At 39.4% G+C, this 13922-nt stretch carries 12 protein-coding genes and 1 tRNA gene; 3 read left to right on the top strand and 10 right to left on the bottom strand.

Annotation, left to right across the window (positions count from 1 at the left end; all coding sequences use genetic code 11):
* Nucleotides 1–5 precede the first annotated feature (5 nt).
* Nucleotides 6–1031, bottom strand: coding sequence for a DNA polymerase III subunit delta (gene holA / locus NBH06_RS03340; protein ID WP_008862059.1), 1026 nt, complete (start codon nt 1029–1031; stop codon nt 6–8).
* Nucleotides 1032–1033: 2 nt separating this feature from the next.
* Nucleotides 1034–1813: an AMP nucleosidase gene (locus NBH06_RS03335; RefSeq protein WP_008862060.1), complete on the bottom strand. Its 780-nt coding sequence runs from the start codon at nt 1811–1813 to the stop codon at nt 1034–1036.
* 62 nt (nt 1814–1875) lie between these two features.
* Here NBH06_RS03335 and NBH06_RS03330 point away from each other — a divergent pair, with 62 nt between their 5' ends.
* Nucleotides 1876–2325, top strand: a complete 450-nt coding sequence (locus NBH06_RS03330; RefSeq protein WP_008862061.1) for a type I restriction enzyme HsdR N-terminal domain-containing protein — start codon at nt 1876–1878, stop codon at nt 2323–2325.
* Nucleotides 2326–2333: 8 nt separating this feature from the next.
* The gene (locus NBH06_RS03325; RefSeq protein ID WP_008862062.1) at nt 2334–2645 is read left to right on the top strand and encodes an MGMT family protein; all 312 of its coding nucleotides are present in this window, start codon (nt 2334–2336) and stop codon (nt 2643–2645) included.
* 39 nt (nt 2646–2684) lie between these two features.
* Here the strand turns inward: NBH06_RS03325 and NBH06_RS03320 are convergent.
* The 8 genes from NBH06_RS03320 to dapF all read right to left on the bottom strand — a co-directional run bounded on the left by NBH06_RS03320 (nt 2685) and on the right by dapF (nt 12539).
* Nucleotides 2685–2755: transfer RNA gene (locus NBH06_RS03320), tRNA-Cys, on the bottom strand.
* Between the two features lie 77 nt (nt 2756–2832).
* Complete coding sequence (locus NBH06_RS13585) at nt 2833–3000, bottom strand: FeoB-associated Cys-rich membrane protein (RefSeq protein ID WP_083855854.1); 168 nt, start codon at nt 2998–3000, stop codon at nt 2833–2835.
* Between the two features lie 3 nt (nt 3001–3003).
* Complete coding sequence (locus tag NBH06_RS03315; protein WP_157260357.1) at nt 3004–3465, bottom strand: DUF3267 domain-containing protein; 462 nt, start codon at nt 3463–3465, stop codon at nt 3004–3006.
* A 175-nt stretch (nt 3466–3640) separates the two neighbouring features.
* Nucleotides 3641–6049: a ferrous iron transport protein B gene (feoB, locus tag NBH06_RS03310; RefSeq protein ID WP_008862064.1), complete on the bottom strand. Its 2409-nt coding sequence runs from the start codon at nt 6047–6049 to the stop codon at nt 3641–3643.
* A 181-nt stretch (nt 6050–6230) separates the two neighbouring features.
* A complete protein-coding gene (locus NBH06_RS03305) occupies nt 6231–8123 on the bottom strand; it encodes an amidophosphoribosyltransferase (protein WP_008862065.1) in 1893 nt (630 codons plus the stop codon).
* Nucleotides 8124–8229: 106 nt separating this feature from the next.
* Entirely contained in the window at nt 8230–10419 is a 2190-nt protein-coding gene (locus NBH06_RS03300) for a glutamine synthetase III family protein (protein ID WP_046415462.1), read from the bottom strand.
* A 39-nt stretch (nt 10420–10458) separates the two neighbouring features.
* Entirely contained in the window at nt 10459–11694 is a 1236-nt protein-coding gene (locus NBH06_RS03295; protein ID WP_008862067.1) for an LL-diaminopimelate aminotransferase, read from the bottom strand.
* Between the two features lie 5 nt (nt 11695–11699).
* Nucleotides 11700–12539 (bottom strand): diaminopimelate epimerase, encoded by an 840-nt coding sequence (dapF, locus tag NBH06_RS03290; RefSeq protein ID WP_250792777.1) that lies wholly within the window; start codon nt 12537–12539, stop codon nt 11700–11702.
* Nucleotides 12540–12849: 310 nt separating this feature from the next.
* On the opposite strand from dapF, the gene carA reads away from it, so the two are divergent.
* Nucleotides 12850–13920 carry a glutamine-hydrolyzing carbamoyl-phosphate synthase small subunit gene (gene carA, locus NBH06_RS03285; RefSeq protein WP_008862070.1) on the top strand — a complete coding sequence of 357 codons (1071 nt, stop codon included), beginning with the start codon at nt 12850–12852 and terminating at the stop codon, nt 13918–13920.
* The last annotated feature ends 2 nt before the right edge of the window (nt 13921–13922 follow it).

Genomic DNA, 13922 nt, shown 5'->3' with positions numbered 1-13922 from the left:
TCAAATCAGTGCATTATTTTAAAAACCAATTCTTTAAGCAGGTCTCCGTCGTTACTCGAAGCTCCTGAGCCTATACCCTTAGAGCGAGCATCATACTGGCGTATCAATGCGATAATGTCGATACATTTAAATGCGTTGTAAGCTCGCATGGCTGTCAAATAATCTCTGGATTGGAAAGAAGACCTTAGATTCAGTTCGTTCATAATTCCATTCTCCGACTTGTCTGTCGAAAAATAGCATAGCATAAGATTTGAAAAAAAATTGAATAATACACTTATCGTAACAACCAGCGGATTGTTCTTGGGATTTTGTTCGAAATATTGTATGATTTGAGTCGCTTTTAATATATTCCGGGTGATGATTGCATTTAGCAATTCATAATTATTGAAATCTTTACTGATGCCAACATTACGTTCTACGATTTCGGGGGTAATGCGAAGACTCCCTTCCGGAAGTGAAATCGATAATTTGTCAAGTTCGCTACTAAGTCGGCTTAGGTCATTCCCGACAAAATCGGCCATCATAGAAGCTGCTTTGGGGTCGATCGACAGTTTCTTCGCTACTACGTAGTTGTTTATGAATGCCGGTAACTGATTGTCATATAATTTTTTCGATTCATATACTACTCCTATTTTTTCAATGCCGGCAACAACCTTCTTGTTTTTAAGCGAGCCATTTTTATGACAAATGACTAAGATCGTGCTCATCAACGGTTTTTGTAAATAATATAGAAGATTATCTACCCCTTTGATATTCTGGGCTTCCTTAACAACAATCAATTGTCGTTCAGCCATCATGGGAAACCGCTTTGCTGCATTGACCACTATGGCGAAATCGTCGATATCGGCCCCGTATAGAATGGTTTGGTTAAAATCCCTTTCCGAGTCTTTCAAGGCATTTTCGATGATTGTCTCACAGATTAAGTCGATATAATACGATTCTTCGCCCATGAGTAAATAAACGGGCTTAAATACTTTGTTGCGAATGTCTTGCAAAATGGCAAGATGCTGATTGGTATCTTTTTTAGCCATAATTACTCCTCGTCGAATCTCAAATGTTTCACCGTCGTCCGTTTATCTATGATCAATTTTAGAGCCTCCACTCCTATCAATACATGTTCTTCTACGAAATCTCGCGTGATTTTTTTGTCACTTTCTTCTGTTTTAACTCCCGTTGAAATCATCGGCTGGTCTGAAACCAACAACAATGCTCCTACCGGAATCTGATTTGCGAATCCAACTGAAAACAATGTGGCTGTTTCCATATCGACGGCCATACAACGTATGCGACGTAAATAGTCTTTGAAATTATCGTCAAACTCCCATACCCGACGGTTAGTCGTGTAAACCGTTCCGGTCCAGTAGTCTCGATGGTGATTCCTGACGGCTGTGGAAACTGCCCGTTGCAACATGAAAGCCGGCAATGCCGGGACTTCTGGTGGAAAGTAGTCGTTCGATGTCCCTTCCCCACGAATGGCAGCTATCGGTAAAATATAATCGCCTAATTTGTTTACCTTTTTTATACCGCCGCATTTACCTAAAAACAATACGGCTTCTGGTTTTACGGCACTTAACAAGTCCATAACCGTAGCTGCATTGGCACTACCCATTCCAAAATTAATAATCGTCACCCCATCGGCCGATGCACTAGGCATATTACTGTCCTCTCCTAAAATAGGAACATGAAAGTGGGTTGCGAATATTTCGACATATTTAGAGAAGTTTGTCAATAATATATACTTCGTAAAATCTTTAACGGGTCTTTGGGTATATCGGGGTAGCCAATTCTCGACAATTTCTTGCTTTGTCTTCATAAATATGTAATTTTGGAGTAAATTTACAGAAATAATTAGAAAGAACAAATATCAAATATGAGATGATCGAGTTAAATCTACCGCCGTATCCCTATAAAGTAAAACAAGAAAAAGATAAGATTCTTATTTTCGATGAATTGAGAAGGCGATATGTAACCTTGACTCCCGAAGAATGGGTCAGGCAACATTTTGTTGCCTACCTTGTTAATCAAAAAAAATTTCCTCGCGGATTAATCGGGAATGAAATCTCTTTGACTCTCAACAAATGTAATCGCCGATGTGATACGATTGTTTATGATCGAAACGGGAATCCATTGTGTATAGCGGAATATAAAGCGCCTCATGTCGAGATTACACAAAAAACTTTCGATCAGATCGTTCGATATAATCTTGTATTGCAAGTGAGCTATTTGTTTGTTTCTAATGGTATGAAACATTATTGTTGCCATATAAATTATACCACCAATAGTTATACATTTTTACCCGATATTCCTTTGTATAAGGATTTATAACCACGCTTATGTCTTGTGTTCCCGACGATTTTTACGAACAAGTATATAACATAGTTAGTCAAGTTCCATCAGGAACAGTGATAACATTTAAAAGTATCGCTGTTTTAATGGGGTATCCCCAGCATGCCCGTTTGGTAGGACGAGCATTAAAACTTGTTCCTAAAAACCTGAATATCCCTTGTCATCGGGTCGTTAATTGTCAAGGACGACTTGTCCCCGACTGGATTGAGCAGAAAGAACTATTATCCCGAGAAGGAATATCGTTTACACCAAAGGGATATGTAGATATGAAACGATTCGCTTGGCGTTTTTGGGATTGATTAAAAAATAAAAAAGCTCACTTGCAGTGAGCTTTTTAGAGGTTCCTGGCAGAATCGAACTGCCGTAAACGGTTTTGCAGACCGGTGCCTAACCACTCGGCCAAGGAACCCTTATTCTTTTGAGTGATTGCGAGTGCAAAGGTATATTATATTTTTCTATTTTCCAATATTCGAGCTTATTTTTTTTCTATCTTTTCTTATCTATTTTTTCGACCTTGCAAGGCTTGTTACACCCGCAACAAGCAGATGTTGGCGACTTACGATTTCGTACCATCTTGAATATCTTATGTATAACATAAAATACAACTATTAAGAGGATAACACCTACTATTAAAGATTGAATCGTTGAATTCATAATTTATTTTTCCATAAAATAAGTAAAACGGTTATCGATATCATCGACGGTAATAACATTACGGCGTTTGTATCGCTTCATATAAGATAACATAGATAAATCTCCAGAACAAGAAACGATGTGAAACAATAATATTGCGGCGATCGAGATTTTTCCCCATAAAGGTACTGGTGACAAAAGTAATAGTATCAATAATACCGATAGGATATAAAAGGGTGCGAGAGCTATTCGTCGAAAAGTTTTATAATCGGTCGCAAAATTATGTGCGGCTGCATAAAACACAAATGACTTCCAGATGGCTCCAAAACGTACATCATTAGCTCCCTCTTTTTTGTATGCAATCCAATGAATAAATTCATGTACCGGAATTATCAGAGCACAACCCAGAATAGAAAATACGACACATTTCAATATCTGTATCCCGAATTGTGAGAAAGATAACGAATCGGACCATAGTTTTCCCATAGCGAATCCTATAAAAAACAGTATGAAGAACCCGCTTATGAAAACGATCCAAATTATATGATTTTTACGAGGTTTGTTTCTCTCTAAAAATGTTTTTATATCGTCATATATAAATGAATCAATGACCTGATATCCGTCTTTTTCATAAGACGACAAAAATGTTTGTTTATCCATACTAAATAATTAGTAGTCCTATTTGATAGACTAAGAATGAAACGATCCAAGCTACTCCTGTATTGTATAACACCGTAAATGCCCCCCATTTCCAACTTCCCGCTTCTTTGGCTACCGCAATGACAGAGGCGATACACGGGAAGTACAGTAATACAAATACCATAAAGGAAAGCGCTACTAACGGTGTGAAATCGGGAACTCCCGTAACAGGATTCGGCTGTGATATTTTTTGAGACAAAGATATGGTTTCGTCGGCATCGCTTTCGGAATATAATACACCGAGTGTGCTTACCACCAATTCTTTGGCTGCTGTCCCAGAAAGTAAAGAAGTCGTTACTTTCCAATTAAAGCCCAGTGGTTCCACAAGGGGGGTAACAGCTTGGCCTATTTTCCCTAAATAAGAATTGCTTTGTTGTTCCATTTGCTCATGAGGAGTAAGTTCTCTTTCATAAGAGGCTTTGGGACGTGGATAGTAACTTAAAAACCACACGATGACAGAGGCAACTAATATAACCCCACCCATTTTGCGTAGATATTGTTCGGCTTTATTCCACATGTGGCGAAAAGTAGCTTTCGCTGTCGGCATACGATATGGTGGTAATTCCATGACGAAGGGTGTTTCATCTACTTTAAAGAAGAAACGGCGCATCAATTTGGCCGTAATAACCGCAACAATAATTCCGAATAAATACAGTCCTATAAATACCAGACTAGCGTATTGAGGGAAAAAAGTACCTACCAACAAAATGTAAATAGGTATTCTGGCACTACACGAGATAAATGGGTTTATAAGAATGGTTATCAATCGACTGCTACGACTCTCGATAGTCCGGGTCGCCATAATGGCTGGCACATTACACCCGAATCCCATAACAAGAGGAATAAAAGATTTTCCGTGCAACCCTATTTTGTGCATGATTTTATCCATGATAAAAGCGGCCCGAGCCATATATCCTGAGTCTTCCATGAACGAAATAAACAGATAGAGTATTAAAATGTTAGGTAGAAAAACTATTACCCCTCCTACTCCTCCGAGAATACCATCGATCAATAGATCTTTTAATGGTCCAGAAGGCATATAATTACCTATAATTTCGGATAACCATGCGACTCCATTTTCGATCCACTCCATAGGATATGCCCCGATGGAAAAGGTCGCCTCGAACATCAGCCACATCAAGAAAATAAATATAGGAAATCCGAATAGTTTATTTGTGACGAAAGAGTCTATAATACGAGTCGTTTTCGCTTCCTCTTTATCTCCCGGTCTATATGTTTCCGCCAAAGCTCCCGATATGAATCCATACTTTTCATTGGCAATAGCCGACTCTATGTCTTCATTAAGCGTTGTTTCTATTTTCTCGACTTCTGCATTGCGGATATTCATCAATTCGGGATAGGACTCGGAACCTTCCAGCATTCGCTTGACTTCCGTATCTCCTTCGAGTATCTTAATCGCTAAATATCGAGGTGAGAACTCCCGGTTACAAGTAGGGTCTTTTTTTAATAAGTCTTTTAGAGGGGTAATACTGTTTTCGATTACTTTCCCTAAACCGACATGAACATGACGAACCGACTCATCACGGCCTTCATATACCTCGATAATGGTATCGAATAGTTGATTTACACCTTTTCCAGAACGTGATACGGTGGGCACAATAGGAACTCCAATCATATTTCCCAAATGCTTATAGTCGATTTTTCCACCGCTTTGCTCCAATTCATCAAACATATTCAGAGCAATCACCATGCGGTAATCCATATCTATTAATTCTGTGGTCAAATATAGATTCCTTTCCAAATTGGAAGCTACGACTACATTGACAATAACATCGGGAATTTCATTTTTTAAATAACGGCGAACATATAGCTCTTCCGGAGAATAGGCCGAAAGAGAGTATGTACCCGGTAAATCGCATATGTTGAAGTGATAACCTTTATATTCGAAAAATCCCTTTTTGGCATCGACCGTAACGCCGCTATAATTGCCCACATGCTCATGTGCACCGGAGGCAACGTTGAATAAAGATGTTTTTCCACAGTTGGGATTTCCGACCAAAGCTATATTTATTGTTTTACTACTTTGGGTAAGCGCTCTCTCTATACAGTCGTCTTCCTCGGTTTTCCAACTTTCTACATTTAGTTTGTTTTTTTCTCCCTGTCGATTTTCGAGTTGATTCGCTTCTTCGGGAGTAATAACTTCGACTAATGAAGCCTCACTGCGTCTTAGAGAGATTTCATAGTCCATTATTTTATATTTAATAGGATCTTTCAATGGAGCATTCAATTCGACAAGCACCGTTTGTCCCCGAACGAACCCCATCTCGATAATTCGTTTTCGAAATGCTCCATAGCCTAATACCTTAACAACAACAGCTTTATCTCCTGTTTGCAAATCGGACAATCGCATACTAAAAATTTTATCGTGTTAATTTCGATTGCAAATTTCGTAATTTGTTCCGATTTCTATTCTATTTTCTGTGTATATTATTTATAATCCGTATAAATAATAACATATTTTTGCACACTGTGGAATAAAGCAGGATAATTTTCTATTTTATCCTGCTTTATTTCCGTTTGTCTGAATCTATTTATAACTGTCGTTTGTTGTCTATTCCCTCAACGAAATTTATAAAAGCATTATTGACTAATCTGTTTCCTCCGGGAGTAGGATAGTTTCCTGAAAAATACCAGTCACCCGGGTGGTTAGGAATAGCTTGATGCAACCCTTCTAATGTTTGATAGATGATTTCCACTTGTGAAGTAATATCTTCCGAAGTTAACATTCGTGCTATTTTCTTCGATATTTCCTTTTGGGTAAAAGGTGCATAAATTTCTTTTACATAGTTGGTTATCTGTTCTTTGGGGAAATTTTGCTGTGCTTTGGATTTGTTGTATACATCTTCAATGATATGCTGCATTCCCCTGTCGTTCAGTAATTCTATTGCCGCTTTGAAAGCGATAAATTCTCCCATTCGGGACATATCGATGCCGTAACAATCTGGAAATCTAACTTGGGGAGAAGACGACACGATGATTATCTTTTTGGGATGCAATCGGTCCAATATTTTTATAATACTTTGTTTTAATGTCGTGCCGCGAACAATACTGTCATCTATAATAACCAAATTATCGATGTCCGCTTGTACTGTTCCATAAGTAATATCGTATACATGTGCAGCCAAATCGTCTCTTGTATCTCCCTCGGCGATGAAAGTCCGTAGTTTTATATCCTTGATGGCGACTTTCTCAGAACGCACTTTGAGTGAAAGTATATGTTTTAACTCACTGTCGTTTAATGGAGCAGTAGCATTGCGCAACATATAGAATTTTTGCTCGCTCAAATAATTATTCAGTCCTTCGAGCATACCATAAAAAGCGACCTCGGCCGTATTCGGAATAAATGAGAATACAGTATGCTCCAAGTCATAATCAATGCTTTCCAATATTTGAGAAGTCAAATATCGACCTAATTCTTTCCGTTCTTTATAAATATCGATATCGCTCCCTCTTGAAAAATAGATACGTTCGAATGAGCAGGCGCTGTAATTTCGAGGTGGCAGGATTTGTTCTGTGTGTATGTTTCCCCTACGGTTTACCACCAAACATTCTCCCGGCTGTAACTCTTTGACTTGCTCCACGGATAGATTCATTGTAGTTTGTATCACCGGACGTTCAGATGCGACGACGACAATCTCGTCATCGGCATAATAAAACGCCGGTCGTATGCCATGCGGGTCGCGGAATGAAAACATATCGCCACTGCCCGTCATTCCACAAATCACGTATCCCCCATCCCAAATTCGAGCCGGCTTTTTGAGAATATCGGCAATATTAAGATTTTCCTCGATCGATTTTGTTATTGCGATGTCGTCCAATCCTTCTTTCTTATATCGGTCATAGAGCTTTTGATTCTCCATGTCGAGAGCATGTCCGACTTGTTCCAGCAAGACAAAAGTATCGGCGTAGCTACGCGGGTGTTGCCCCTGTGCGACAATACTATTAAAAATCTCATCTACATTAGTCATATTAAAGTTACCGCACAGTAACAAATTTCTCGATCGCCAATTTCCTCTTCTCAAAAAAGGGTGTACGTAAGATAAGCCTGAACGTCCTGTCGTACTATAACGTAAGTGCCCCATATAAACCTCACCGGCAAACGGTAAATGTAGGGCTGCCCAGTCGGCATCTGCCGTATCGTGAGGAGTGTTCTTGATTTGGTCCTTTATGTTTGCGAAAATTTCTTGAATTGCACTTGTTCCGATGGCACGTTCACGGTAAATAAACTCCTCGGCTGGGCGAGCATGTAACTTTACGCACGCTAAACCGGCTCCTTCCTGTCCCCGATTATGCTGTTTTTCCATCAAAAGATACAACTTGTTCAACCCATATAAATATGAACCGTACTTTTTTTGATAATAAGAGAGCGGTTTTAACAATCGCACCATTGCTATACCGCACTCATGCTTAATAATTTCTGTCATATAATGTTCTATCAATAATCAAGAAACAAAAATGAGCCATAACCCGATATTTTTATTTTTCTGTTATAGCTCATTTTATAATATTCAAATTTTACTGTCCCGAAAATCAACGAATGAAAAGTAGTTCTCTATACTTCGGTAACGGCCACATTTCATTGTCGACCATCAATTCGAGTTTATCTATATGATAACGAATGTCATCGAGTTGCGGGGCAACCGTATCGTGATAGGCAATGGCTTTCTCTCGTTCGTTTTCAATTTTATTCGCAACCTTACGAGCCTCGACCATCGCATGTACTTTTTCCTTTATAGTCAGCAAATGGAATGCTATTTTCTCGATGACCTCCATATCCTGAGTGGCTATCAATTCGCTTTTTTCAGCCGGGAAGAGACTCTTTATTTTGAATACATTATCCAGTAAAAGAGATTGGTAACGAGTTGCCACCGGAACAATATGATTGATAGCCAAATCGCCTAATACACGGGCTTCTATCTGTATTTTCTTTGTATATATTTCCCATTTTACTTCATTGCGTGCTTGTAGCTCGACTTGCGTAAAGACATGTGTTTGTTCAAACATTTTCACCACATCGTCTTTTAAATAGCTGTCGAAAATTAAAGGGACACTGGTCTCGCAATCCAAACCTCGGCGCTTGGCTTCCTCCTTCCACTCTTCGCTATATCCGTTTCCATCGAAACAAATATCTTTACTTTCTGTTATTAAATCTTTTACAACCGAAAGTATGGCTTGGGTTTTCTCTTTACCGTTGGCAATAAGAGCATCAACTTTTTTCTTAAAGTCTTGCAATTGATAGGCTACCGCCGCATTTAATGCGATCATTGCCGAAGCGCAATTCGCCGAAGAGCCGACGGCTCGGAATTCAAAACGATTGCCTGTGAAAGCAAAGGGCGAAGTTCTGTTACGGTCGGTGTTATCCATTAGAATTTCAGGTATTTGAGCGACATCTAATTTTAATCCCGACTTACCGCTCATGTTCAAAACGTCATCTGATGTACTTTCTGCCAACTTTTCTAAAACCTCGCTGATCTGTTTTCCCATGAAAATGGAAATAATAGCCGGTGGCGCTTCATTGGCCCCTAAACGATGTCCATTAGTCGCAGACGATATACTTGCTTTCAATAATCCGTTATATTTATAAACGGCGGCCATCACATTAACTATAAATGTGATAAATTGTAAATTCTCTTTCTGGGTTTTCCCCGGAGCAAAAAGTAATACGCCGGTATCTGTCCCCAACGACCAGTTATTATGTTTCCCCGATCCGTTAACTCCTTTGAATGGTTTTTCGTGGAGAAGGACTCTGAAATTGTGCCGACGGGCAACTTCTCTCATTACCGACATCAACAACAAATTGTGATCGTTGGCCAAATTGGTCTCTTCAAAAATAGGGGCAACTTCAAATTGATTGGGCGCAACTTCATTATGACAAGTTTTAACCGGGATACCCAACATGTGACACTCGATTTCGAGGTCTTGCATGAAAGCTTCTACTCGTGAAGGTATAGCCCCGAAATAGTGATCTTCCAATTGTTGATTTTTGGCACTTTCGTGTCCCATGAGAGTTCGACCGGTAAGTACCAAATCGGGACGAGCCGCATACAAACTTTCATCGACCAAAAAATATTCCTGTTCCCAACCCAAATAGGAATAGACGTGCTTTACATTTTTATCGAAATATCCACATACGGCCGTTGCCGCTTTGTTTACGCTATTCAATGCTTTTAATAGCGGTGTTTTATAATCGAGAGATTCCCCCGTATAGGATATAAATATGGTAGGAATACACAATGTTTTATCGAGAATGAATGCAGGAGAAGATATATCCCATGCCGAATATCCCCGAGCTTCGAAAGTATTGCGAATACCGCCATTCGGAAAACTCGAAGCATCGGGTTCTTGTTGAATTAACAATTTTCCCGAGAACTCCTCGACTACTCCGCCTTTCCCGTCATGCTCGATAAAGGAGTCGTGCTTTTCAGCCGTACCGTCTGTAAGCGGGTGAAACCAATGTGTATAGTGGGTAGCCCCCATTTCAAGGGCCCATTTCCTCATACCGGCAGCGACACTATCTGCCACCTCTCTACTCAATGGGGTACTGTTGTCTATCGCTTCTATAACTGCTTCGTACGTCTTTTTAGGTAAGTATTTAAACATCTTTTCCCGGTTGAAGACATATTTCCCGAAATATTCAGAAGGCCGTTCTTTGGGTTCATTAACGGGAACTGCTTTCCGGCTGAATGCTTCCTTTGCTACCTTAAATCTTAGCATTGACATAATTGAACTTATTAGATTGGTTTGATATTTTTCTTTTCGTTACAACTTCCAATTTTGAATTCGTGAAATCGATTCTATCGTATCTTCATATCTGCCAAAAGCCGTTAATCGGAAATATCCCTCCCCCGACGGGCCGAATCCCACTCCGGGAGTGCCTACTATATGACATTCATAAAGCAATCGATCGAAAAATTTCCACGAAGATAATTCATTAGGAGTCTTTACCCAAATATATGGGGCATTATCTCCACCATAAATCTGTAATCCGGCCTTTTGAAGACAATCTTTCAAAAGGCCGGCATTACGCATATAATAGTCGATAGATTCTTGTATTTGTATTTTACCGACCGGACTGTAAGTCGCTTCGGCAGCCCGCTGTACGATATACGATGTCCCATTGAATTTCGTAGTTTGGCGTCTATTCCATAAACGGTTGATATTTACTTTCTTTTTAGAAGTGTCGTACAATTTTAATTCTTTCGGGACAACTGTATATCCACATCGTAGGCCTGTGAATCCGGCCGTTTTTGAGAAACTTCGAAATTCTATGGCCACTCGTTTGGCATCTTTTACTTCATAGATGCTGTGCGGTATGCCCTCGTCATGAATATAAGCTTCATAAGCAGAGTCAAATAATATGAGTGTTTCATTTTCAAGAGCATAGTTTACCCATTTTTCCAATTCGTTTTTTGACAGCGTGGTTCCTGTTGGATTATTGGGATAACACAGATATATAATGTCGGGACGTACCGAAGGAGGTTCAGGAATAAAATTGTTCTCAGATGTGCAAGGTATATAAATGATATTATCCCAGTGCTGTCCGTCTTTCGCTATATTTCCGGCTCGACCTCCCATCACGTTGGTATCTATATATACCGGATAAACGGGATCGGTTACGGCCACCCTATTTTGCATACTCAGAATGTCCCCGATGTTTCCGATATCGCTTTTGGCTCCGTCGCTAATAAAAATTTCGTCGGGGGCTAAGTCGACTCCCCGATGTATATAATCGTTTTCAATAATTTTTTTCTGTAAGAAGTCGTACCCTTGTTCCGGTCCGTACCCCCTGAATGTTTTCGAATCGCCCATTTCATCAACGGCAGCATGCAGGGCTTCTATTACAACCGGTGCAATCGGGCGCGTTACATCGCCTATGCCCAAACTGATAATATTAGCGTCGGGGTGAAGATGCTTGAATGCTTCGACCTTCTTTTTTATATCGGAGAAGAGATAGCTTTCGGGCAACTTTAAGAAATTTTCATTGATTAATGCCATTTTTCCTATATATTATTGTTCCATTCTCCTTCAAAAACCGTAACGGCCTCTCCTGTCATATAAACTCTATCATTCTTTTCATTCCACTCAATATCCAGATTTCCACCTAACAAGTGTAATACAGCTTTTCTATTAGCCTTTCCATTTAGGACAGCAGCGACTAACGAAGCACAAGCTCCGGTTCCACAAGCGAGGGTTTCGCCCGTTCCACGCTCCCAAACTCTCATTTTTAAATGGTCGGGAGATAAAATTTCTACAAACTCGACATTGGTTCTTTTAGGAAACAGTTCATGGTGTTCTATGAGCGTTCCTATATGATGTAAGTCGTATCGCTCCATCTCATTGAGAAAAATGACGGTGTGAGGGTTTCCCATCGAAACACAAGTTATATTGAATGTATTATTCTCTATCTCTAACGGATAAGATATAATTTCACTCAAAGATGTATTTACAGGAATTTTCGGGGCAGATAGGATAGGATTTCCCATATCGACAGAAACCCTATTTACGGTTCCATTTTTTACATCTAAAATCAGGTGCTTAATTCCAGCCAGCGTTTCAAGAGTCAATAGGGTTTTGGAAGTCAGTCCTTTGTCATAGACATATTTTCCTATACACCGAGAGGCGTTTCCACACATTTCTGCTTCTGTACCATCTGCATTGAACATTCTCATTCGAAAATCACAATGATCTGAGGGCATAATAACGACTATCCCATCGGCTCCAATGCCGAAGTGCCTGTCACTCATTCGTCGAGATAATGCACTTAAATCTGCCGGTAATTTCTCGAAACCATTCAGATAAATATAATCATTACCTGCACCCTGCATTTTTGTGAATCTCATAAGAGTATTCTTTTTGATACTACAATTTAGCTTTTAAGAACTAATTGTAGTTATTTTGAGACAAAAATAGTCGTTTTGATAAATATGATAATAAAATATAAATATAAATATTGTATAAATATATTTCGATAATATAAACAACTATCTGTATATTATTGCAGAATAATAGCATAACAAAAATTTATTTTTACAATATGTTTATAAAATCGGAAGAATAGGGATTTTTTCATTACCTTTGCATGGTTTTCACGATAGAAATCCACAATATTTATTCGAGCTAATTACTAATACAAAATATAATTCTATCGTAATGCAAACAAAAAGAAAGGCTTCTCTAATCCTTGATGATGGAACCGTATTCGAGGGGAAATCATTTGGCTACGAAAAACCTGTTGCTGGCGAGGTTGTCTTTAATACGGCTATGATGGGTTATCCCGAAAGTTTGACAGACCCCTCCTACTCCGGTCAAATTTTAGTTACTACTTATCCGCTCATCGGGAATTATGGCGTACCTCGTCGTGAAGAGGAAAATGGATTGTCTCGATTTTATGAATCGGAAAAAATCCATGTCGAAGCGTTGGTCGTATCGGACTATTCGTTTGAATACAGTCATTGGAATGCTGATAAAAGCCTTGCCGATTGGTTGAAAGAAGAAAAAATCGTAGGAATTTACGATATCGATACTCGAGAGTTAACCAAACTATTGAGAGAGCATGGTTCCATGAAAGGGAAAATTGTTTTCGAAGATGGTGAAGATATTGATTTCGTCGATCCTAATTTAACTAATTTGGTCGCCAAAGTCAGTTGTAAGGAAGTAATTCGATATGGTAACGGTAATAAAAAAGTAGTATTGGTAGATTGCGGCGTAAAACACAATATTATTCGCTGCCTACTCAAAAGAGATGTTACAGTCATTCGAGTGCCGTGGAACTATGATTTCAATACGATTGAATATGATGGGCTGTTTATCTCTAATGGCCCAGGGGATCCTGATATGTGCGATGTTACGGTAGAACATATTCGTAAAGCCATGAATGGGACCAAACCAATATTTGGAATATGCATGGGGAATCAGCTTTTATCGAAAGCCGGAGGTGCTCGCACCTATAAACTTAAATACGGTCATCGAAGTCACAATCAACCCGTGCGGCAAGTCGGGACGAACAGGTGTTTTATCACCTCTCAGAATCATGGTTTTGCAGTCGATAATTCGACACTTGGATCCGATTGGGAACCGTTGTTTATCAATATGAACGATGGCACGAATGAAGGAATACGGCACAAATCGAAGCCTTATTTCTCGGCGCAATTCCACCCGGAAGCGGCTAGCGGGCCAACCGACACGGAGTTTTTATTTGATGAGTTTGTAAATATGTTGTAATC

The organism is Barnesiella sp. B2-R-119 (assembly GCF_023656675.1).
Taxonomy (GTDB): Bacteria; Bacteroidota; Bacteroidia; order Bacteroidales; family Barnesiellaceae; genus Barnesiella; species Barnesiella intestinihominis.
This window is presented reverse-complemented; position numbering and strand designations above follow the sequence as displayed.

Excerpts from the sequence above, each read along its gene's own strand:
- NBH06_RS03300 (WP_046415462.1), bottom strand. The coding sequence starts at position 10,419 with ATGTCAATGCTAAGATTTAAGGTAGCAAAGGAAGCATTCAGCCGGAAA.
- holA (WP_008862059.1), bottom strand. The coding sequence starts at position 1,031 with ATGGCTAAAAAAGATACCAATCAGCATCTTGCCATTTTGCAAGACATT.
- NBH06_RS03295 (WP_008862067.1), bottom strand. The coding sequence starts at position 11,694 with ATGGCATTAATCAATGAAAATTTCTTAAAGTTGCCCGAAAGCTATCTC.
- dapF (WP_250792777.1), bottom strand. The coding sequence starts at position 12,539 with ATGAGATTCACAAAAATGCAGGGTGCAGGTAATGATTATATTTATCTG.
- NBH06_RS03325 (WP_008862062.1), top strand. The coding sequence starts at position 2,334 with ATGTCTTGTGTTCCCGACGATTTTTACGAACAAGTATATAACATAGTT.
- NBH06_RS03315 (WP_157260357.1), bottom strand. The coding sequence starts at position 3,465 with ATGGGAAAACTATGGTCCGATTCGTTATCTTTCTCACAATTCGGGATA.
- feoB (WP_008862064.1), bottom strand. The coding sequence starts at position 6,049 with ATGCGATTGTCCGATTTGCAAACAGGAGATAAAGCTGTTGTTGTTAAG.
- NBH06_RS03305 (WP_008862065.1), bottom strand. The coding sequence starts at position 8,123 with ATGACAGAAATTATTAAGCATGAGTGCGGTATAGCAATGGTGCGATTG.
- carA (WP_008862070.1), top strand. The coding sequence starts at position 12,850 with ATGCAAACAAAAAGAAAGGCTTCTCTAATCCTTGATGATGGAACCGTA.
- NBH06_RS03335 (WP_008862060.1), bottom strand. The coding sequence starts at position 1,813 with ATGAAGACAAAGCAAGAAATTGTCGAGAATTGGCTACCCCGATATACC.
- NBH06_RS13585 (WP_083855854.1), bottom strand. The coding sequence starts at position 3,000 with ATGAATTCAACGATTCAATCTTTAATAGTAGGTGTTATCCTCTTAATA.
- NBH06_RS03330 (WP_008862061.1), top strand. The coding sequence starts at position 1,876 with ATGATCGAGTTAAATCTACCGCCGTATCCCTATAAAGTAAAACAAGAA.